Origin of the sequence: Erwinia persicina (assembly GCF_014838825.1) — a bacterium.
GTDB classification, from domain to species: domain Bacteria; phylum Pseudomonadota; class Gammaproteobacteria; order Enterobacterales; family Enterobacteriaceae; genus Erwinia; species Erwinia persicina_A.
In genome coordinates, this window is record NZ_JACYMO010000006.1 from 161,009 (window position 1) to 179,909 (window position 18,901).

General features: G+C 57.3%; 17 protein-coding genes and 1 pseudogene. 11 read left to right on the top strand and 7 right to left on the bottom strand.

Annotation, left to right across the window (positions count from 1 at the left end; translation table 11 throughout):
* Positions 1–13: 13 nt before the first annotated feature.
* On the bottom strand, positions 14–1,477 hold the full coding sequence (locus IFU29_RS15625; RefSeq protein ID WP_191934737.1) for a beta-barrel assembly-enhancing protease: 1,464 nt from the start codon (positions 1,475–1,477) through the stop codon (positions 14–16).
* A 226-nt stretch (positions 1,478–1,703) separates the two neighbouring features.
* Between IFU29_RS15625 and IFU29_RS15630 the strand changes: the two are divergent.
* The 3 genes and pseudogenes from IFU29_RS15630 to IFU29_RS15640 form a co-directional block, all read left to right on the top strand.
* A pseudogene (locus IFU29_RS15630) lies at positions 1,704–2,027 on the top strand (DsrE family protein); the annotation flags it as partial.
* Between the two features lie 230 nt (positions 2,028–2,257).
* Positions 2,258–3,868 carry a sensor domain-containing diguanylate cyclase gene (locus IFU29_RS15635; RefSeq protein WP_191934738.1) on the top strand — a complete coding sequence of 537 codons (1,611 nt, stop codon included), beginning with the start codon at positions 2,258–2,260 and terminating at the stop codon, positions 3,866–3,868.
* 82 nt (positions 3,869–3,950) lie between these two features.
* A complete protein-coding gene (locus IFU29_RS15640) occupies positions 3,951–5,006 on the top strand; it encodes an AI-2E family transporter (RefSeq protein ID WP_191934739.1) in 1,056 nt (351 codons plus the stop codon).
* A gap of 50 nt (positions 5,007–5,056) precedes the next feature.
* Here IFU29_RS15640 and bcp read toward each other — a convergent pair whose 3' ends face one another.
* Positions 5,057–5,524 carry a thioredoxin-dependent thiol peroxidase gene (gene bcp, locus IFU29_RS15645; RefSeq protein WP_191934740.1) on the bottom strand — a complete coding sequence of 156 codons (468 nt, stop codon included), beginning with the start codon at positions 5,522–5,524 and terminating at the stop codon, positions 5,057–5,059.
* 68 nt (positions 5,525–5,592) lie between these two features.
* Positions 5,593–6,144, bottom strand: coding sequence for a glycine cleavage system transcriptional repressor (locus IFU29_RS15650; protein ID WP_191934741.1), 552 nt, complete (start codon positions 6,142–6,144; stop codon positions 5,593–5,595).
* A 143-nt stretch (positions 6,145–6,287) separates the two neighbouring features.
* Between IFU29_RS15650 and dapA the strand changes: the two genes are divergently transcribed.
* From dapA to ypfH, 6 genes are all read left to right on the top strand, one after another.
* The gene (gene dapA / locus IFU29_RS15655) at positions 6,288–7,166 is read left to right on the top strand and encodes a 4-hydroxy-tetrahydrodipicolinate synthase (protein WP_191934742.1); all 879 of its coding nucleotides are present in this window, start codon (positions 6,288–6,290) and stop codon (positions 7,164–7,166) included.
* A 15-nt stretch (positions 7,167–7,181) separates the two neighbouring features.
* A complete protein-coding gene (gene bamC, locus IFU29_RS15660) occupies positions 7,182–8,213 on the top strand; it encodes an outer membrane protein assembly factor BamC (RefSeq protein ID WP_191934743.1) in 1,032 nt (343 codons plus the stop codon).
* A 160-nt stretch (positions 8,214–8,373) separates the two neighbouring features.
* Positions 8,374–9,087, top strand: coding sequence for a phosphoribosylaminoimidazolesuccinocarboxamide synthase (purC, locus tag IFU29_RS15665; protein WP_191934744.1), 714 nt, complete (start codon positions 8,374–8,376; stop codon positions 9,085–9,087).
* A 165-nt stretch (positions 9,088–9,252) separates the two neighbouring features.
* Entirely contained in the window at positions 9,253–10,116 is an 864-nt protein-coding gene (ypfJ, locus tag IFU29_RS15670; RefSeq protein WP_191934745.1) for a KPN_02809 family neutral zinc metallopeptidase, read from the top strand.
* A 6-nt stretch (positions 10,117–10,122) separates the two neighbouring features.
* Positions 10,123–12,120 carry a tRNA(Met) cytidine acetyltransferase TmcA gene (locus IFU29_RS15675; RefSeq protein ID WP_342214480.1) on the top strand — a complete coding sequence of 666 codons (1,998 nt, stop codon included), beginning with the start codon at positions 10,123–10,125 and terminating at the stop codon, positions 12,118–12,120.
* An 82-nt stretch (positions 12,121–12,202) separates the two neighbouring features.
* A complete protein-coding gene (gene ypfH / locus IFU29_RS15680; protein ID WP_191934746.1) occupies positions 12,203–12,892 on the top strand; it encodes an esterase in 690 nt (229 codons plus the stop codon).
* Between the two features lie 53 nt (positions 12,893–12,945).
* On the opposite strand, the gene IFU29_RS15685 is transcribed toward ypfH, so the two are convergent.
* Genes IFU29_RS15685 through IFU29_RS15695 form a run of 3 tightly spaced genes read right to left on the bottom strand, consistent with a single transcriptional unit; the run spans position 12,946 to position 14,658 of the window.
* Complete coding sequence (locus tag IFU29_RS15685) at positions 12,946–13,134, bottom strand: YpfN family protein (RefSeq protein WP_062744795.1); 189 nt, start codon at positions 13,132–13,134, stop codon at positions 12,946–12,948.
* Between the two features lie 10 nt (positions 13,135–13,144).
* Positions 13,145–14,272 carry a succinyl-diaminopimelate desuccinylase gene (dapE, locus tag IFU29_RS15690; protein ID WP_191934747.1) on the bottom strand — a complete coding sequence of 376 codons (1,128 nt, stop codon included), beginning with the start codon at positions 14,270–14,272 and terminating at the stop codon, positions 13,145–13,147.
* The gene (locus IFU29_RS15695) at positions 14,254–14,658 is read right to left on the bottom strand and encodes an ArsC family reductase (RefSeq protein ID WP_191934748.1); all 405 of its coding nucleotides are present in this window, start codon (positions 14,656–14,658) and stop codon (positions 14,254–14,256) included. Before IFU29_RS15695 ends, dapE begins: the two co-directional genes overlap by 19 nt.
* 251 nt (positions 14,659–14,909) lie before the next feature.
* Here IFU29_RS15695 and IFU29_RS15700 point away from each other — a divergent pair, with 251 nt between their 5' ends.
* A complete protein-coding gene (locus IFU29_RS15700; protein WP_062744802.1) occupies positions 14,910–15,104 on the top strand; it encodes a hypothetical protein in 195 nt (64 codons plus the stop codon).
* A 278-nt stretch (positions 15,105–15,382) separates the two neighbouring features.
* Positions 15,383–15,442: a protein YpfM gene (ypfM, locus tag IFU29_RS15705; RefSeq protein WP_101505280.1), complete on the top strand. Its 60-nt coding sequence runs from the start codon at positions 15,383–15,385 to the stop codon at positions 15,440–15,442.
* Between the two features lie 101 nt (positions 15,443–15,543).
* On the opposite strand, the gene acrD is transcribed toward ypfM, so the two are convergent.
* Positions 15,544–18,657 carry a multidrug efflux RND transporter permease AcrD gene (gene acrD / locus IFU29_RS15710; protein ID WP_191934828.1) on the bottom strand — a complete coding sequence of 1,038 codons (3,114 nt, stop codon included), beginning with the start codon at positions 18,655–18,657 and terminating at the stop codon, positions 15,544–15,546.
* Positions 18,658–18,901: the final 244 nt, after the last annotated feature.

Below are 18,901 nucleotides of genomic sequence, written 5' to 3' on the forward strand. Positions count from 1 at the left end.
TCCCTTTCTGTCGTTACGATTTCTGGTACTGGCGGAAACGTTCCTGCAGCCGGCGAAGCTGGTCAATACGGGCGTCATAGCGCGCCTGCTTCAGGCTGCCCAGCGGTACCGCCGCGCTGGCGCTGCTCAGGCTGCGGATAGCCTGATCAAGCTGACCGCTTAATGCCAGATCCTCCGCCCGTGCCGCCTGCTCTTCATCGGTGAGGCCCTGGTCGGCAGAAGCCTGTGCCAGCAGGCCCCAGCCGTTCGGGTCGTCTTTATTTGCCCAGGTGTAGCGGTACAGGACTTTGCTGGCACTGGCGGGCTGTTTAGCCTCGACGTAGGCATTCGCCAGGTTAAGCTGCAACACCGGATTAGTGTTTACGCCTTTAGCGGCAAGCAGACGATTGATCGCCTGCTGCGGCTGCTTCAGCCCGATATCAATATCCGTCATGATATCCAGATACCAGATATTGTCCGGCTGTTTCGCCAGCAGCGGCGCAATGATGGTTCTGGCCTCCTGGTATTTACTTTCCCCCAGCAGCAGCACCGCTTTACCATACAACGCCGCCGCCTGCTCACGGCTGTTGCCGTTGGTCAGGCTGGTCAGCAGGTCGCTGGTGAGCTGGTTTTGCCCGGTAGAGAACATGCCCAGCGCCCGGACTTTCGCCATGTAGTAATCCTGCGATGACTGCACCACAACCTGTTTCATCTGATTGGCGCGGTTACGGGCATCTGACAGCCGGCTGTCGGGGAGCGGGTGCGTCAGCAGCATTTCGGGGGGCTTAGAGGCAAAGCGGGAGGCGTCGGCCAGTTTTTGCAGAAAGTCCGGCATCGCCTCCGGGTCAAATCCGGCACGCTGTAATACCTGGATGCCGATGCGGTCGGCTTCCTGTTCGTTCTGCTGGGTAAAGCTGATAATGCCCTGCTGGGCCCCCGCCAGGGTGCCGCTGAGGGCCGCCATACCGGCCTGCGGACTGGCCATCGCCAGCAGAATTGACCCGAGCGCACCGACCCAGGTTAGCGGGGCATTACGCTGCTGCTCTTCCATGGCGCGGGCCAGATGGCGCTGGGTAACGTGAGAAATTTCGTGTGCCATAACCGAGGCCAGCTGGCTTTCGTTATCGCTGTAGCGGAACAGCGCGGAGTGAAGCACCACGTTACCGCCAAAGAAGGCAAAGGCGTTAATCTCATCGTTGCGGATCAGATAAAAATGAAAGGGCGTTTTAACCGACCAGGCATGGTTCACCAGGCGCTGGCCTAATTGATTAATGTACTGGTTCAGCAGGGGGTCGTTAATGATGGGTGCGCTGGCACGCAGCTGACGAACATAAAAATCGCCCATCGCCAGTTCCTGATTAATCGACAGCGTACCGCCTGCAGTTGTACCAATATCCGGCAGGTTATCGCTGATATCAGCATGGGCCGGAAGCTGACTGCCCGCCAGCAGTGTAACCATCAGCGTCGCCAGCAGGCTTTTCTTTAATCGGATGAACATACGCAAACCCTAACAAGGAAGTCCAGTTTCTGACCGGCAACGTGCCGAAATGTTCTCTTGGCGCGTAAAAGCAACGCACGCATTCCCCATCTTAACCACAGCCCGGGGCGAATGAAATGGCTTAATGTCACCCCGCGCGCCCCGTACTGCGTACGGTAAGCCATCTTGCCGTAAAAAACTGAACGTGATGAGGATTGCCTCCTGCTGCGCGCTTTAAGAGGAGGTGCGTGTTGCGCGGGTGGTCAACCTGTACGTGGCCTCCGGGGTGCCGGCAGAAAAACTGAAGTTTGTGGTCTCGGTCACCGGTGACGGCACGCCCGCCATGCTGAACAACGCACAGTACCACCGACTGTTCGGCAGGGATAATCCCAACCTGCCGCTGATTGCCGCGCTGCGGGAAAAAGGGGTCGACGTGTCCGTCTGCGATCGGTCTGTCGCCTTCCACCACTATAAGAGCGACTGGATTGATAAATCGGTTACCCACGCGCTGCCCAGCCCGACAACGGTTTCCACGCTTGAAAATCAGGGCTACGCCTTCCTGTCGATGTAATTCTTCTCAGCGAGCCGCCGGCCCGCCTCCCTGCGCAAACTTTCCTGTCTTAAGTGAAATAATTATTGGCTCTGAAGGCCTCAGAATATTCCCAAATCGGCTGAGAGGTGTACAATTGGCCCGTGCTTTACCAGGGCATAAATCGTACTTAACCTCTATTCGCTCTTTGGGCATAACGCGCATAAAAAATATAAGGCGCTGATAATGATGTTACTCACCGGGGTGAGTCCATGCTGAGGCTTTCGCGCCCCAAAACGGATTTGCGCACGCTCATTACCCTGCTGGCGGTCGCCAGTATTGTGATCACCCTCGCTAACTCACTGTACGCCAGCTGGCGGGTACAGCGCGATGTGCTTATCGAAAATACGCTGGAGTCAAACCGGGTTTACGCCACTAAACTGGCGTCTACCACTGAAGTGTTTTTCCAGCTGGCGCAGTCGCAGCTCTCCTACAGCGCCAAAGTGCTGGGGAACGGTCTGGATAATGACGCGACCCTGCAGGATGAAGTCGATCGCCTGCGTGAGCAAACGAACAGTTTTAACTCCGTGGTGGTTGTCGATGCCAGCGGCTGGGTGCGGGCAATTTCACCGGAATCTCTGATGCTGAAAGGCATGCATCTCAGCTCCACGGCCACGAAGCAGGCCCTGCGTGAGCGTAAGCCGCTGATCAGCCAGCCCAGCATGTCCGCAGCGAACAATCTGCTGGTGTTTGTCTCCTGGCCCATCTGGTCGAAAACTGGCACCTATCTGGGCTATGTCGGCGGCTCTATCTACCTGAAAAAAAGAAGCATTCTTAACGTTCTGCTCGGCGAGCAGTTCTACCGCGACGGATCGTCCCTGTACGTCATTGATGGTAAAAATCAGGTGCTGTATCACCAGGACCGTCAGCAGGTAGGGAAAACCATCGATCCTTTGATCAGCGCGGCAGTGCGCGCCCGCGCCAGCAACGGTAATCAGCAGGTAACGACGGAAAGCGGTGAGCGGATGCTGGCGGGGTTTGCTAACGTGCCGACGGCAGGCTGGACAATCGTCACGCTTAAACCAGCGGAGGTGACGCTGGCACCGCTCAACAGCCTGCTGCTGAAAGTGCTCAAGCATTCGGTGCCTTTCGCCCTGCTGACGCTGATTATTGCGCTGATCCTCGCGCAGCGCATCGCGCTGCCGCTGTGGCAGCTGGCCCGGAAGGCCAGCCAGATGGATACGCAAAATGTGTCGAAAGAAATTAACGGCATCCGCTCCTGGTACTATGAAGCCTCGCAGATTAAGCGCGCCATGCTGGCCGGCATTGCCCTGATGCAGGACAAAATCGGCCGGCTGAAGAGTGAAGTACAGACGGACCCGCTGACCGGGTTGCTCAACCGGCGGGGCCTGAATGCGGTACTGGACTATTTTCTGGCGACTGGTCAGCCCTTTGCGGTGCTGGCGCTGGATATCGACTATTTTAAACGCGTCAATGATACCTTCGGACACGATGCCGGGGATGCGGTGATCCAGACCGTAGCACGTCAGCTTGAGCAGGGGGCCCGGCAGACGGATGTGATCTGCCGCAACGGTGGAGAGGAGTTCCTGATGATCCTGCCCGCGGCCGATCGTGAAGTGGCGACAGTGATTGCTGAACGGGTGCGCAAGCGCATCGAACAGCTAACGCTGGATCGGGTGGGCCATATTACCGTTTCGGTGGGGGTGGCGTTCTGGCAGCCGGATCGTGACGGCAGTATGGATCCCACCTTCAAACAGGCCGATGATGCGCTTTATCAGGCAAAAAATGCAGGGCGCAATCAGGTGATCGTTGCCCCCGATATCGGCGAAACCGCTGCCGTGGCGCAGGTCTTGCCGCACTGATGTTTCTACGCCCGTGACGGCATGACGCAAGAACGGGCCGTATCAGATACACTCTTCCCATCTTTTTCAAGCAAGGACTCCCATGCTCGAACTTTTAATGCAGTGGTATCGCCGTCGTTTCAGCGATCCCCAGGCGATTGCGCTGCTGGCCATTCTGCTGGCGGCTTTTTGCATACTGTTTTTCTTTAACGGCCTGCTGGCACCGCTGCTGGTGGCGCTGGTGCTGGCGTATCTTCTGGAATGGCCAACGGTGCGGCTGGAGCGGCTGGGCTGTTCACGCACCTGGGCCGTCACGCTGGTGCTGATCGTCTTTGCCACGTTGCTGCTGATCCTGATGCTGGTGGTGGTTCCCGTGGCGTGGCAGCAGGGGATCAATCTGGCCCATGAGTTGCCCACCATGCTGACCCGGCTGTATCAGTACGCGATGCGGCTGCCTGACCGTTTCCCCACCCTGATGGGGGCCGGCATCATTGATATTGTGGTGGAAAACCTGCGCAGCCGCCTGAGCGGGTTGGGCGATCAGCTGGTGAAATACTCTCTCGCCTCGCTGGTGGGGCTGATGACGCTGGCGATCTATCTGGTGCTGGTGCCGCTGATGGTGTTCTTCCTGCTGAAGGACAAAGAGCAGATGCTGAATGCCATCCGCCGCGTGCTGCCGCGTAATCGCGGCCTGGCGGGCCAGGTCTGGGTAGAGATGAATCAGCAGGTGTCTAACTATATTCGCGGTAAGGTGCTGGAAATGGTCGTGGTGGGCGTGGTCAGCTGGGTGGGCTTCCTCGCCATTGGCATGAACTACGCGCTGCTGCTGGCGGTGCTGGTTGGGGTGTCGGTGCTTATTCCCTATATCGGGGCGATGGTGGTAACCATCCCGGTGATTGGCGTCGGGCTGGGACAGTGGGGATTATCCGGTGACTTCTGGACCATGATGGTGATCTATCTGGTCATCCAGGCGCTGGACGGCAACATCCTCGTGCCGGTGCTGTTCTCGGAGGCGGTGAATCTGCACCCGCTGGTGATTATCTTATCGGTGGTGGTTTTTGGCGGCTTATGGGGGTTCTGGGGCGTCTTCTTTGCCATTCCGCTGGCCACCCTGGTGAAAGCGGTAGTACATGCCTGGCCGGATGAGCTGGCCAAATAGTCACCGCTGACCTTGTTACGGGTCGACCGGAAAGGTCGACCCGGACATAATTAAGCGGATTTCAGGTAATCCATCACGATATCGTGGTGATTGCTGGTTTTGAAGTCGTCAAAGACCTTCTCCACTTTGCCATCCACGCCAATCAGGAAGCTGATGCGGTGAATGCCGTCATAGGTTTTGCCCATAAAGGTTTTTTCACCCCAGATACCAAACTGCTCACAGACCTGGTGGTCTTCATCTGAAAGCAGGGTGAAGTTCAGCAGCTCTTTTTCGACGAAGCGGGACAGTTTTTCTGGTTTATCGGTGCTGATTCCCAAGACGTCAACCCCGGCTTTTTTCAGCTCATCCATGCTGTCACGCAGACCACAAGCCTGGACCGTACAGCCTGGCGTCATCGCTTTCGGGTAAAAATAGACCAGAACGCGCTGTCCCTGGAAGTCGGTCAAATTTACTTGTTCACCGTCCTGATCGGGCAAGCTAAATTTCGGTGCGGTATCACCGGCTTTCAGTGGATTCATCACTACTCTCCGTTTTTATCATCATGCTAGGGGAAAATTTGCGCACTTTCTCTCGCGGGTGGGCATCGTTACGCGCCGTGATGAGAAACTGCCTTAATAGTGCCTTGAGCATGCAGCTCTGTACAGAGTCGGTTGAACGCCATTTCAATAAAAGACGCATCCTGGCTGGCCGGACTGTGTGCGGTCAGTTGAATATAGAGCCTCGGCGGCTGATTTTCCTCTGCAGGTTGCGTACGGGAGACCAGTTCGGCGATATTCATCTGCTGCGAATCGAACAGATCGGTAAAACGTTCAATGATGTGTGGGGAGTCGTTAACTTCAACCTGTACCCATACGGTGACCGGCATCGGCGGCGTGGTCCGGGCGCTGGTACGCTTCATCACGATCAGCAGTTCCATCTCCGCCCCTTTTAACGGCAGGGTGGATTCAATCAGCGTAATGGCATTCCAGCTGCCGGACAGCAGCATAATAAAGGTAAACTCATCGCCCAGCATGGCCAGTCGGCTATCTTCAATATTACAGCCACAGCTGCTGACATGTCGGGTGATAGCATTGACAATCCCGGGGCGGTCGACCCCCAGGGCGGTAATGACCAGATGGTGTGGCGATGACTGCGGCAAAATCAAGCTTCCTGTCTAAAATCTAATAACTATAAGGTAAACATAAAAAAAACTGCTGACAAGCGCTTGAGCCGCCCTATGCGCTTGCTTTTACTGCTCGGACAAACGTACCATGAAGCACTTGTTTGTCGAGGGGATGGCTAATGTTCACGGGAAGTATTGTTGCACTCGTAACGCCGATGGATGACAAAGGTAATGTCTGCCGTGCGAGTCTGAAAAAACTGATTGATTACCATGTTGCCAGCGGAACCGCGGCAATTGTTTCTGTAGGAACGACCGGCGAATCTGCCACCCTCAGCCATGACGAACATGGTGACGTGGTGATGCTGACGCTGGAACTGGCAGATGGTCGTATTCCGATTATTGCCGGTACCGGTGCAAATGCCACCGCTGAAGGCGTCTCTCTGACTAAACGCTTCGAAAAATCGGGCGTCGTAGGCTGCCTGACCGTCACACCTTATTACAACCGCCCCACCCAGGAAGGGTTGTACCAGCATTTCAAAACCATCGCCGAAAGTACCGATCTTCCGCAGATGCTGTATAACGTACCGTCACGTACTGGTACAGATTTGCTGCCCGAGACCGTCGGCCGCCTGGCTAAAATAAAAAATATTATCGGAATCAAAGAGGCGACCGGGAACTTATCGCGGGTTAGTCAGATCCAAGAGCAGGTAAATGAAGATTTTGTGCTGGTGAGCGGCGATGACGCCACGTCACTGGACTTTATGCATCTGGGCGGGCACGGCGTAATTTCCGTGACGGCAAACATCGCCGCACGTGAAATGGTTGACCTCTGTGCGCTGGCACGGCAGGGAAACTTTGCTGAAGCGCGCCTTCTGAACCAGCGCCTGATGCACCTGCATCAGAAACTGTTTGTTGAACCGAATCCTATTCCGGTGAAATGGGCTGCAAAACAATTAGGATTAATAGCAACCGATACGCTGCGTCTGCCAATGACGCCGCTGACCGATGCAGGTCGTCCGGTTGTTGAGCTGGCACTGAAAAACGCTGGCCTGCTTTAAATTTAGGGAGAATTAATGGCTTACTCAGTACAAAAGTCCACGGTAGCAAAAGTGGTGGGACTGTCGTTAGTGATGCTGCTGGCAGCATGTTCTAACGATCAACGTTACAAGCGTCAGGTGAGCGGTGACGAATCCTACCTGAAGGCTGCCGATCTCAGCGATCTGCGTGCCCCTGCGGGCATGATCCTGCCGCTGCAGAATGGCGACTTTGATATACCTTCCGTCAGCAGCAAAGGGCAGGTGGGTAAGCAGTTGGATATTCGTCCTCCGGCTCAGACGCTGGCCCTGATGAACGGTACCCGTAGCCAGTTCGCGGGCAATACCGGCACACTGCTGGTCGATTCACGCGGCGGCTCTCTCTGGCCACAGGTAGTTGATGTGGTACAGGCGGCCAAATACCCGATCGCCGACCGTCAGGACGCCCGTCAGTCCCTGACGACCGACTGGGTTCAGTGGAACCGTGCAGATGAAGACAACCAGTATCGTGGCCGTTATCAGTTAAGCGTACAGCAGCAGGGCGGTCAGCAGGCGCTGACGGTGAAACTGCTGGAGCTGCAACAGCAGGAGAAAGCTGTAACCTCTCCGGTTCAGATCCAGCGCTATACCGCGCAGATGGTCAATGCCATCAGCGAAGGGCTGGATAAGATGGAAACCGGGCGTGAAAATGCCGCGGCCAGCCGCAGCCCAAGCCAGATTGACGTTCAGAGCGGTGCCGATGATACCGGCCTGCCTAACCTGATCCTGCGTGCGCCGTTCAATGTGGTGTGGCAACGTCTGCCCGCGACGATGAAACGTGTTGGCATGGAAGTGACTGACAGCAACCGTTCACAGGGCAGCCTGAACGTCACCTACAAAGCGCCAGGCAGCAGTACCTTTGACGAACTGGGTGCGAAAGACCCGGAACTGAACAACGGTGACTACAAAGTGCAGGTCGGTGACCTGGATAACCGTAGCAGCCTGCAGTTCCTCGATCCGAAAGGTCATCCGCTTACCCAGGCGCAAAATGATGCGCTGGTGGCGGTGTTCCAGGCCGCATTCAGCAAGTAAGCCAGAAGGCCGGAGAGACTCCGGCCTTTTTTTATTGGGTCGACGTAAACGATTGCTTCGGTTTTTTATCCCTGGAACATATAATTCCGCCAGGCAAAATTTTAACGGGCTGGCACTGCCAGCCTGATAGTGACACTTATATCGTTTGGAGTTAAACAAGATGCAGAAAAAAGCTGAGTTGTATCGCGGCAAAGCGAAAACCGTTTACAGCACCGAAAACCCGGATCTGTTGGTACTCGAATTCCGCAACGATACGTCAGCGCTGGACGGTGAGCGTATCGAACAGTTTGACCGTAAGGGAATGATTAACAACAAGTTCAATTATTTCATTATGACAAAACTGCAGGAAGCCGGGATCCCAACGCAGATGGAAGCCCTGCTCTCTGACAACGAAGCGCTGGTGAAAAAGCTTGATATGGTGCCGGTCGAGTGTGTTATCCGTAACCGTGCGGCCGGATCGCTGGTCAAGCGTCTGGGTGTGGAAGAGGGGATGATCCTCAATCCGCCGCTGTTTGATCTGTTCCTCAAAGACGATGCCAAACACGACCCGATGGTCAATGAGTCGTACTGTGAAACCTTCGGCTGGGTAAACAGAGAGAATCTGGCGCGGATGCGTGAGCTGACTTACAAGGCCAACGACGTGCTGAGCAAGCTGTTTTCTGATGCTGGTCTGATCCTCGTCGACTTTAAGCTGGAGTTCGGTCTGTTTAACGGTGAAGTGGTGCTGGGTGATGAGTTCTCGCCGGACGGTGCCCGCCTGTGGGACAAAGAAACGCTGAACAAGATGGATAAGGACCGCTACCGTCAGAGCCTTGGCGGCCTGATTGAAGCTTATGAAGAAGTGGCCAGACGTCTGGGTGTCACTCTCGACTGATCCCCGCCAGGGTTAACGCCCTCACGATCTATTGACTGCCGAAAGGCCGGGCTTGCCCGGCCTTTTTCACCTCATCCTCTCAATTCCCGTGTTTTCTGGTTTTCCCTGCGGCATCCGACTAAAATCGACACACGGGTTGTCGTTATTAATTTGGAGCAAACACTTATGCGCTGGCAAGGGCGTCGCGAAAGCGACAATGTGGAAGATCGCCGTAATGAATCCGGGACGGTTGGCGGTGGGCGCATACGTATTCCTCGTGGTAAAGGGGGCATCGCTCTGCTGATTGTCGTGGCCATCGCCAGCTACTATGGCTATGACCTGACGCCGCTGCTGACCGGGGATGGCAGCTCCGCCGCACCGACGGCTCAGCAGCAGCAGCGGCAGACCACGCCGAAAGAGGATGAGGCCGCGCAGTTCACCCGTACGGTGTTCGCGCTGACGGAAGATACCTGGCAAAAGCTGTTCCGGCAGATGGATAAAACGTGGCAGCCCCCGACGCTGGTGATGTACCGCAATCAGACGGCCACCGCCTGCGGCAGCGGCCAGTCGGCGATGGGGCCGTTTTACTGCCCGGCAGACAGTAAAGTCTATATTGACCTGTCGTTTTATGACGAAATGACCCACAAACTGGGGGCCGGCGGTGAGTTCGCCCAGGGCTACGTGATTGCCCATGAGGTCGGACACCACGTACAGCACCTGCTGGGCATTGATAAAAAAGTGCGCGAGATGCAGCAGGGCGCGTCACGTACGCAGGTAAACCAGCTGTCGGTGAAAATGGAGCTTCAGGCGGACTGCTTTGCCGGCGTCTGGGGCCACTATATGCAGCAGGAAAACGTGCTGGAAACCGGGGATCTTGAGTCCGCGCTGAATGCGGCTCAGGCGATCGGTGATGACCGGCTGCAACAGCGCAGCCAGGGGAGGGTCGTGCCGGACAGCTTTACACACGGCACCTCACAGCAGCGTTATACCTGGTTCAAGAAAGGTTTCGACAGCGGTAATCCCGGCCAGTGTAATACCTTTGCAGGCTGATGCGGCGTGAATGAGCTTGTCACGGCGGCTGCCGTTCATCAGCGGCAGGGCTGCCGCCGTTTACTGACCCTCAGCGGGGAACCGGCATGGTGTGCGCAGCAGGCCGCCGGGCTGATGGCGCAGCTCCCCGGGGACTGGCTGTGGGTGGGCAGTGACGCGGCTGCCCCCTTGCACTGCCAGCCACAGGCCCTGCGCACGCTGCTGGGTCGGGAGTACCACCATGCGGTTTTTGACGCCCGCGAGGGTTTTCATGCCGAAGCCTTTGCCGCACTGGCAGGCACGCTGCGTGCCGGAAGCTGGCTGCTGCTGCTGTTGCCGGAGTGGGATAGCTGGGCGGGGCGGCCCGACGCCGATTCACTGCGCTGGGTTGATGGTGAGCAACCCTGTGCCACTCCGCGCTTTGTTCAGCGCTTTCAGCGGCTGCTGCTGACCGATCCTGGCGTGGTTAACTGGCGTCAGTCCCATTCTCTGAAGATCTCCCCCGTCCCGCTGCCCCCGGACTGGCAGACCGATTGCCAGCAACAGCAGCGGATGCTCGATCGGCTGATCAATGCTGTTCCGGGTATTTACGCGCTGACCGCCGCCCGTGGCCGGGGAAAATCCGCGCTGGCCGGTATGCTGGCCGCCCGCTGGCCCGGACGCTGTCTGGTCACCGCGCCCGCCCGTGCCGCCACGGACGTACTCGCCGGCTTTGCCGGAGATCGCTATCACTTTGTTGCACCGGATCGCCTGCTGGCCAGTGCTCAGGAGCTTGTCCCCGGCGTTGACTGGCTGCTGGTTGATGAGGCGGCGGCCATTCCAGCCCCGCTGTTACAGCGGCTGGTGGCCCTTTTCCCCCGCGTCCTGCTGGCCACCACCGTTCAGGGTTATGAGGGGACCGGACGCGGCTTTATGCTGAAATTCTGTGCCGGTCTGCCGGACGTGACGCATTACCGGCTGGACGCTCCCCTGCGCTGGGCGGCGAACGATCCGCTGGAGCGGATCGTGGCGGAGGCCCTGCTGTTTGACGATGCCGTTGCCCCTCCGCAGGCGGGGCCACTGGCCTGTCAGCCGCTGGAACAGGCAGACTGGGTACGCCAGCCCGCTCGGATGGCAGCGGTCTACCAGCTGCTGACCAGCGCACACTATCGTACCTCACCGCTCGATCTGCGGCGGATGATGGATGCGCCAGGGATGCACTTTATTGCCGCCGTACAGGAGCACAGCGTTCAGGGGGCGCTATGGCTGGTGGACGAGGGGGGGCTTTCCGCCGGGCTGTCTGCCGCCATCTGGGCCGGTACCCGCCGCCCGCGCGGTAGCCTGGTTGCCCAGTCACTGGCGGCCCATGCCGGTGAGATCGACGCCCCCCAGCTGCGTTCACGGCGCATCAGTCGGATTGCGGTCGCGGCACCGCTGCGCGGGCAGGGCTGCGGTCAGCGGCTGGTCGCCTGCTGTCAGGAGCTTACCCCGGAACTGGATTTTTTATCCGTCAGCTTTGGTTTTACCGACCCGCTGTGGCGTTTCTGGCAGCGCTGTGGTTTTCAGCTGGTGCGCTTCGGCACCCAGCGGGAGGCCAGCAGCGGCTGTTATACGGCGATGGCCATCCTGCCTCTCAGCCCGGCCGGAGAACGTCTGGCTGACTCTGCCGCCCGACGTCTGGCACGAAATGCGGGCTGGCTGCACCGCCAGTCGGGCTCACAGGCGCTGCCCCTGCCCGCCGATGATGATCTGACGCTGACCGACGATGACTGGCTGGAGCTGTCCGGTTTTGCCTGGGCACAGCGGTCGTTTGAGGCCAGCTATGCCGCACTGGGAAGACTGACTGGTACGGTTTTCTCAGCCCTGCCGCTGCTGCGTGCGGCCATCGCTGAGGGGCTTTCCCCGGCGGAGATCTGCACCCGGTTCCGGCTGTCCGGGCGTAAGGCGCTGCTGGTTGCCTGGCGACAGGAGGCCCGGCAGGGACTGATGGCGCAGGACCCGCTGCGGGCACAGCGGCACCAGCAGTGGGTCATCTCATTACAATAAATCCACCGTCTTCATCAAAAATACCCCCTGTTCTTCAGCCAGCAGGGGCGTATGATCCCGGCAATAGCTTAAGGAGTTCACCATGAAATTTCCCCATGTTGTTGTTCAGACCCCCTCGTTACCCGCGACGCAGCTGTTTTTGCTGTATCACGCTGCCGGCGATAATCCAGTGGCAATGGGTGAGATTGGTCACTGGTTTGCCGGGGCCTTCCCGCGGGCGCTGGTGGTCAGCATCGGCGGACCGCAGGCGGATGCTGACGGGGGTTTTCACTGGTATATGCCGTCCGTGCCGGACGGTCATCAGCAGCAGGTTGATGGCGCAATGGATGGTTTTATCGCCAGCGTTCGCCACTGGCAGCAGCAGAGTGGGGTCAACGCGCGGGCAACTGCCCTGATAGGCTTTGCTCAGGGTGCGACGATGGCGCTGGAGGCGATTAAGGTGCAGCCGGGACTGGCAGGGCGGGTAGTGGCCTTTAGTGGCCGGTATGCCACGCTGCCCGACCAGGCCGGGACGCGCACCACTATCCACCTGATCCACGGCGATAATGATACCGTGCTGCCGCTGACGCACGCGGTTGCGGCGGAAGAGCGGCTGTCAGCGCTGGGCGGTGATGTGACGCTGGATATCATCGACGATCTGCCGCATGCCATCGACGAGCGGGCGATGCGCTTAGCGCTCGAACGCCTGCAGTTTACCGTACCGCGTCGTTATTTTGACGAAGCACTCAGCGGTGCGAAACCGGGCGATGATGATGTGATTGCACTGATGTGATTAGCGTGTCAGGGCCGACCGTGTTTTCCGGTCGGCCCTGAATCGGGAGGAAATTATTTCTTCTTCGGCCAGTCGTCTTCATCATCCCATTTATCGTTAAAATCACGATGTGGGGGGAGTTCTGGCTTGTTGTCGAGAAACTTTTTATGATCGATGCGCTTCAGATCTTTGTAAACGTTCATCAGAATGCCAATCATCAGCAGGATCACCAGGATCCACCAGTAGTGCTTTATAAATTCCATCATTTCACCTTTATGCGATCAGCTGTTCCATGATCCGCTGGTACATGCGGCTGAGAAGCTGCAGGTCGGCGGCTTTCACGCACTCATTGATTTTATGAATGGTGGCGTTGACCGGGCCTAATTCCACCACCTGCGCCCCCATGCGGGCAATGAAGCGCCCGTCAGAGGTGCCGCCGGTAGTCAGCAGCTGCGGCCTGATCTCATTATAGTGCTCAACCGCGTTAACCACCGCATCAACCAGCTTACCGCGTGAGGTCAGGAACGGCTGACCGGAGAGTTTCCACTCTATGGTGTAGCGCAGCTGATGGCGATCGAGCAGTTCCTGAACCTGCTGCCGGATCATCTCATCGGTCAGTTCGGTGCTGAAACGGAAGTTAAACTGCACAAAACAGTCGCCGGGGATCACGTTGTTGCTGCCGGTCCCGGCCTGTACGTTGGCAATCTGCATACTTGTCGGCGGGAAGAATTCATTACCGCGATCCCACTCTCTGGCCACCAGCTCATTCAGCGCAGGCATGGCGCGGTGAACCGGATTATCGGCGAGGTGCGGGTAGGCCACATGGCCCTGGACGCCATGAATAGTCAGGTTAGCGGTAATCGACCCGCGACGGCCATTTTTCACCACGTCGCCGACCACTTCAGTGCTGGACGGCTCGCCCACCAGGCAGTAATCCATGCGTTCGTTGCGGGCCATTAGCGCTTCCACGACTTTTACGGTGCCGTTGGCGGCGCTGGCCTCTTCATCGGAAGTGATCAGAAAGGCCAGACGCCCTTTGTGCTGCGGATGGGCGGCAACAAAACGTTCCGCGGCCACAACCATCGCGGCCAGCGACCCTTTCATATCGGCGGCACCGCGGCCAAACAGCATCCCGTCGCGGATAGCCGGTTCAAACGGGGGATTGATCCAGCGGTTGGCATCCCCGGTCGGTACGACGTCGGTATGACCGGCAAAGGCCAGCGTTTCCCCTTCGCCGCGCCATGCCCAGAAATTCAGGGTGTCGCCAATGTTCATCGGTTCAACGGTAAAACCCAGCGCCTGTAAACGGGCAATCAGAATAGCCTGGCAACCGGCATCATCAGGGCTGAGGGAGGGGCGACGAATAAGCTGCTGCGTCAGCTCTATGACCGGACAGTGCATAATGATGACTTCTCCTGAATAAACGACGAATAGGTACCTTCACTGAAGCCCAGCAGCATAGAGCCGTCTGCGGCGCAGAGCAACGGGCGTTTGATGATGGCTGGCTGCGACAGCATCAGCGTCAGTGCCGCTGCCGGATTATCCACTGCCTTACGTTCCGACTCTTCCAGCTTGCGCCAGGTAGTGCCGCGCGTGTTGAGCAGGGCTTCCCAGCCAAGAACATCGATAAAGCGCTGCAGCAAATCTGCTTCTAATCCGTCTGCACGGTAGTCATGAAACAGATAGTTCACGTCACTCGCTTCCAGGTATTTCCGGGCTTTTTTAACGGTGTCGCAGTTCTTGATGCCATACATCGTAAAGGTATTTTTCGGGCTCTGTTCTGTCATCGGTATCCGTTTCCTGTGCCGGCTGATAATTACGGGTTACAGTTTACAGTGGATAGCGCCGGCAGACAGCCCTTGAGATGATGAAACTCAGGTGCCAGGAAGGACGTTTGATGCGTTGCCGGTAAAAGTCAGACTTGTGTACCCTTCTGTTTTTTGTGGGATTCATCTATATTCGGATGAGCTCAATGCAGGACAATAGCGACGAGCACGATGAGAAGGGTAGAGAGCCCGTGATTAAGAGGAGGGGAGCGATGAATTACATGAAAGAGTCGGCCGCGCATACGGTAGAAGAAACCCAGTCCACGATCGTACTGAAGCGTAAAAAAGAAACCCGCTGTGAGGATTTTGCTCATATCGTTGACGCAGTGATGCGCGATCACCCCGACGCGAAAACGCACATCGACAGTGAAAGCGGCGGTTACGATAAAATCATCATTCTGAAATAGTGAATCATCCGGCCCCGCCCGGGGTCGATGTTCCTCTTGAGACGGTGGAAGAGTGGTTGTCTGGCGTATTCAGGTGCGCCTGCCGGATATACGAAGCCTCTTAATTATGCTACCGCTAATAATCCCCTGAGAAATCATCACCTACAGACTGTGCGGCATAGCACAGTTTCATCGAATTTTCGTTTAACTCATTTTACCGATGGCAGTAATTGGGATCCCGATCTTTCTTTTGCTTAGGAATACTCTTAAAATGAAAAGACAAAAAAAGAGAGGTTATTATGATTGATTTAGAATTGGGGAACTGGAAAGACTTTATTGAAGCGATGTTACGCAAGTAATGCGTTTCAGACAAAAAAAGCAAGGCGACCGTATCAAACTGCTTTACCTTCAGTCACTTCCGTTATAAAAGGCAGCCCGTAACAGGCTGCCTTTTTGCTTTTTACTGGGGTTTATCTTTCAGCGGGAAGCGGCGGCGAACCAGCACAAAGAACAGCGGCACAAAGAAGATCGCCAGTACCGTGGCGGAGATCATCCCGCCCATCACTCCGGTCCCGACCGCGTGCTGGCTGCCGGACCCGGCACCGCTGCTGATCACCATCGGCAGGACGCCGAAAATAAAGGCCAGCGAGGTCATCAGAATCGGTCTCAGGCGCTGGCGCGATGCTTCCAGGGTCGATTCCACCAGGTCGCCGCCGCGGGTGTTCATCTCACTGGCAAATTCAACGATCAGGATGGCATTTTTCGCCGACAGTCCGATCACGGTCAGCAGACCGACCTGGAAATAGACATCGTTTTCCAGCCCACGCAGCCAGGTGGCCACCAGCGCCCCAATCACCCCCAGCGGTACCACCAGCATGACCGAGAAAGGAATCGACCAGCTTTCGTACAGGGCGGCCAGGCACAGGAACACCACCAGCAACGACAGGGCATACAGCGCCGGGGCCTGTGCGCCCGTCATACGCTCCTGCAGCGATGCCCCTGTCCACTGCAGGCCAATCCCCACCGGCAGCTGGCTGACCAACTTCTCCATCACGTCCATGGCCGCACCGTTACTGACGCCCGGTGCCGATTCCCCCACAATTTCAACGGCGGAATAGCCGTTGTAGCGTTCAAGGCGGGGTGAACCACTCTCCCAGTGAGAGCGGGCAAAGGCGGTGAAGGGCACCATTTCGCCGCTGGCATTGCGGACGTACCACTTGCTGATATCGTCTGGCAGCATGCGGAAGGTAGCGTCAGCCTGGACATAAACTTTTTTCACCCGTCCTCTGTCAAGGAAGTCATTGACGTAGGTCGATCCCCAGCCGGTTTGCAGCGTCGCGTTAATATCATCCAGCGACACGCCCAGGGCCTGGGCTTTCCGCTGGTCAATATCAATACGCAACTGCGGGCTGTCATCCAGACCGTTATGACGGACCCGGGTCAGGGACGGGTTGCTTTGCGCCAGCTCAAGCAGGCTGTTGCGTGCCGCCATCAGCGCGGTATGGCCCAGCCCGGCATGATCCTGCAGCTCCATATCAAAGCCGGCCGAGTTGCCCAGCCCGGTGATGGCGGGTGGGCTGCTGGCAATCACTTTCGCCTCATTGATTTTTGCAAAGGCTTTGGTGGCGCGCTCAATAATGGCGAAGGCGGTATTGTCACTGCCGGTGCGATCCTGCCAGTCTTTCAGGCGCACAAACATACGTGCCACGTTCTGCCCGTTGCCGCCGGGGCCGGCACCCACGGTGGCGAATACCGACAGCACGTTGTCTTTCTCGTGCGTCAGATAGTACTTCTCGACTTTTTCCACCACTTTCATGGTCTGTTGCAGGGTGGCGCCCGGCGGCAGTTGAACCTGCGTGGTGAAAATACCCCGGTCTTCCAGCGGCAGGAAAGAAGTGGGCAGGCGAATAAACAGCAGGGCCATCACGGCGATCAGCGCCACATACAGCACCAGCCATCGTCCCCCTTTGGCCAGAATTTTGCCCACGCCGCGCTCGTAGCGTTCAGCGCTGCGGTTAAACAGGCGGTTAAACCAGCCAAAGAATCCCCGGCGGCCGTGATGGTGGCCTTTGGCCAGTGGTTTCAGCAGCGTGGCACACAGGGCAGGGGTAAGGATCATCGCTACCAGTACGGAGAGCACCATGGCGGAGACAATCGTGACTGAAAACTGGCGATAGATAGCCCCGGTGGTGCCGCCGAAGAAGGCCATCGGGATAAAGACCGCCGACAGCACCAGCGCGATACCGACCAGCGCCCCCTGTATCTGCCCCATGGATTTGCGCGTCGCCTCGCGCGGCGACAGGCCTTCTTCACTCATAATACGTTCGACGTTTTCCACCACCACGATGGCATCATCCACCAGCAGGCCGATGGCCAGCACCATCGCGAACATGGTGAGCGTGTTGATGCTGTAACCGAAGAGATAGAGAATGCCAAAAGTGCCCAGCAGCACCACCGGCACGGCAATGGTCGGGATCAGCGTGGCACGGAAGTTTTGCAGGAACAGGTACATCACCAGGAAGACCAGCAGCACGGCTTCAAACAGGGTTTTCACCACGTCTTCAATGGAGGCTTTGACAAACGGCGTGGTCTCGTAGGCGATCTCCGCCTTCAGCCCGTGGGGAAAATAGTGTGACAGTTCGTCAAGACGGGCGCGGACCAGGGTATCCGTTTGCAGCTCATTGGCCCCGGAGGCCAGCTTGACCCCCAGCCCTGACGCGGCCATGCCGTTATAGCGGCTGAGGTAATCATACTTCTCCGCGCCCAGCTCCACCTTTGCCACATCACCCAGCGTTACCACGGAGCCATCGGCATTGACCCTGAGGGTGATATCGCGGAACTGCTCCGGGCTTTGCAGCAGGGACTGGGCGTTGATGGTGGCATTCAGCGCCTGGCTGTCGACAGAGGGCAGCCCGCCCAACTGGCCTACCGCCACCTGGCTGTTCTGCGATTTAATGGCGGTGACCACATCGCTGGTGGTCAAGGCATAGTTAATCAGCTTATTGGGATCGAGCCAGATACGCATGGCATACTGCGAACCGTAAGCATCCACCTGGCCTACGCCGTCGATGCGGCTGAGGGGATCCTGAATATTACTGGCAACATAGTCCGAGATATCCTGTTTATCCATGCTGCCGTCGGTCGACACGAAGGCGACCATCAGGATATTAGTATCACCGGTTTTATTGACCGTCACGCCCTGCGACTGAACATCCTGCGGCAGTTTTCGCAGCGCAGATTGCAACTGGTTCTGCACCTGCTGGCGGGCCTCATCAGGGTTTGTCCCGGCTTCAAAAGTCAGCGTAATCGTTGCCTGGCCGGTATTGCTGCTCTGCGACGACATATACATCAGGTTATCGATGCCGGTCATATTCTGCTCGATCACCTGGGTAACGGTGTTTTCCAGCGTTTCAGCAGACGCACCCGGATAGTTGGCGGTGATGCGGACGTTAGGCGGGGCCAGGTCGGGATATTGTTCAATGGGCAGAGAGACGATGGCCAGACCCCCGGTCAGACACATCAGAATTGCCAGCACCCAGGCAAAAATAGGGCGATCGATAAAGAAGTTGGCCATCTCAAGCTCCGCAGCATGTATATCCGTCATCATGTTACCGCGGCAGGCGCGTCGCACGCCCGTTCGCGCCGGTCAGATAACGATCTGCGCGCGGGGCGTTACGGGCTGGCGTCAGCCTGCAGGATGGATGATGGTGGGTATAACCTCAAAAAATAACAAAATAGTGCCTGTGTTCCCTGCGGCGTTCGGGGCAAATATCCCGTCGGTCTCTCTGGCCGGTACGGGACAAATTTATGAATTTATT

Bases quoted from the DNA above. Each gene is read 5' to 3' on its own strand.
- IFU29_RS15625 (WP_191934737.1), bottom strand. From the start codon at position 1,477: ATGTTCATCCGATTAAAGAAAAGCCTGCTGGCGACGCTGATGGTTACA.
- IFU29_RS15635 (WP_191934738.1), top strand. From the start codon at position 2,258: ATGCTGAGGCTTTCGCGCCCCAAAACGGATTTGCGCACGCTCATTACC.
- IFU29_RS15640 (WP_191934739.1), top strand. From the start codon at position 3,951: ATGCTCGAACTTTTAATGCAGTGGTATCGCCGTCGTTTCAGCGATCCC.
- bcp (WP_191934740.1), bottom strand. From the start codon at position 5,524: ATGAATCCACTGAAAGCCGGTGATACCGCACCGAAATTTAGCTTGCCC.
- dapA (WP_191934742.1), top strand. From the start codon at position 6,288: ATGTTCACGGGAAGTATTGTTGCACTCGTAACGCCGATGGATGACAAA.
- bamC (WP_191934743.1), top strand. From the start codon at position 7,182: ATGGCTTACTCAGTACAAAAGTCCACGGTAGCAAAAGTGGTGGGACTG.
- purC (WP_191934744.1), top strand. From the start codon at position 8,374: ATGCAGAAAAAAGCTGAGTTGTATCGCGGCAAAGCGAAAACCGTTTAC.
- ypfJ (WP_191934745.1), top strand. From the start codon at position 9,253: ATGCGCTGGCAAGGGCGTCGCGAAAGCGACAATGTGGAAGATCGCCGT.
- ypfH (WP_191934746.1), top strand. From the start codon at position 12,203: ATGAAATTTCCCCATGTTGTTGTTCAGACCCCCTCGTTACCCGCGACG.
- IFU29_RS15685 (WP_062744795.1), bottom strand. From the start codon at position 13,134: ATGGAATTTATAAAGCACTACTGGTGGATCCTGGTGATCCTGCTGATG.
- dapE (WP_191934747.1), bottom strand. From the start codon at position 14,272: ATGCACTGTCCGGTCATAGAGCTGACGCAGCAGCTTATTCGTCGCCCC.
- IFU29_RS15695 (WP_191934748.1), bottom strand. From the start codon at position 14,658: ATGACAGAACAGAGCCCGAAAAATACCTTTACGATGTATGGCATCAAG.
- IFU29_RS15700 (WP_062744802.1), top strand. From the start codon at position 14,910: ATGAATTACATGAAAGAGTCGGCCGCGCATACGGTAGAAGAAACCCAG.
- acrD (WP_191934828.1), bottom strand. From the start codon at position 18,657: ATGGCCAACTTCTTTATCGATCGCCCTATTTTTGCCTGGGTGCTGGCA.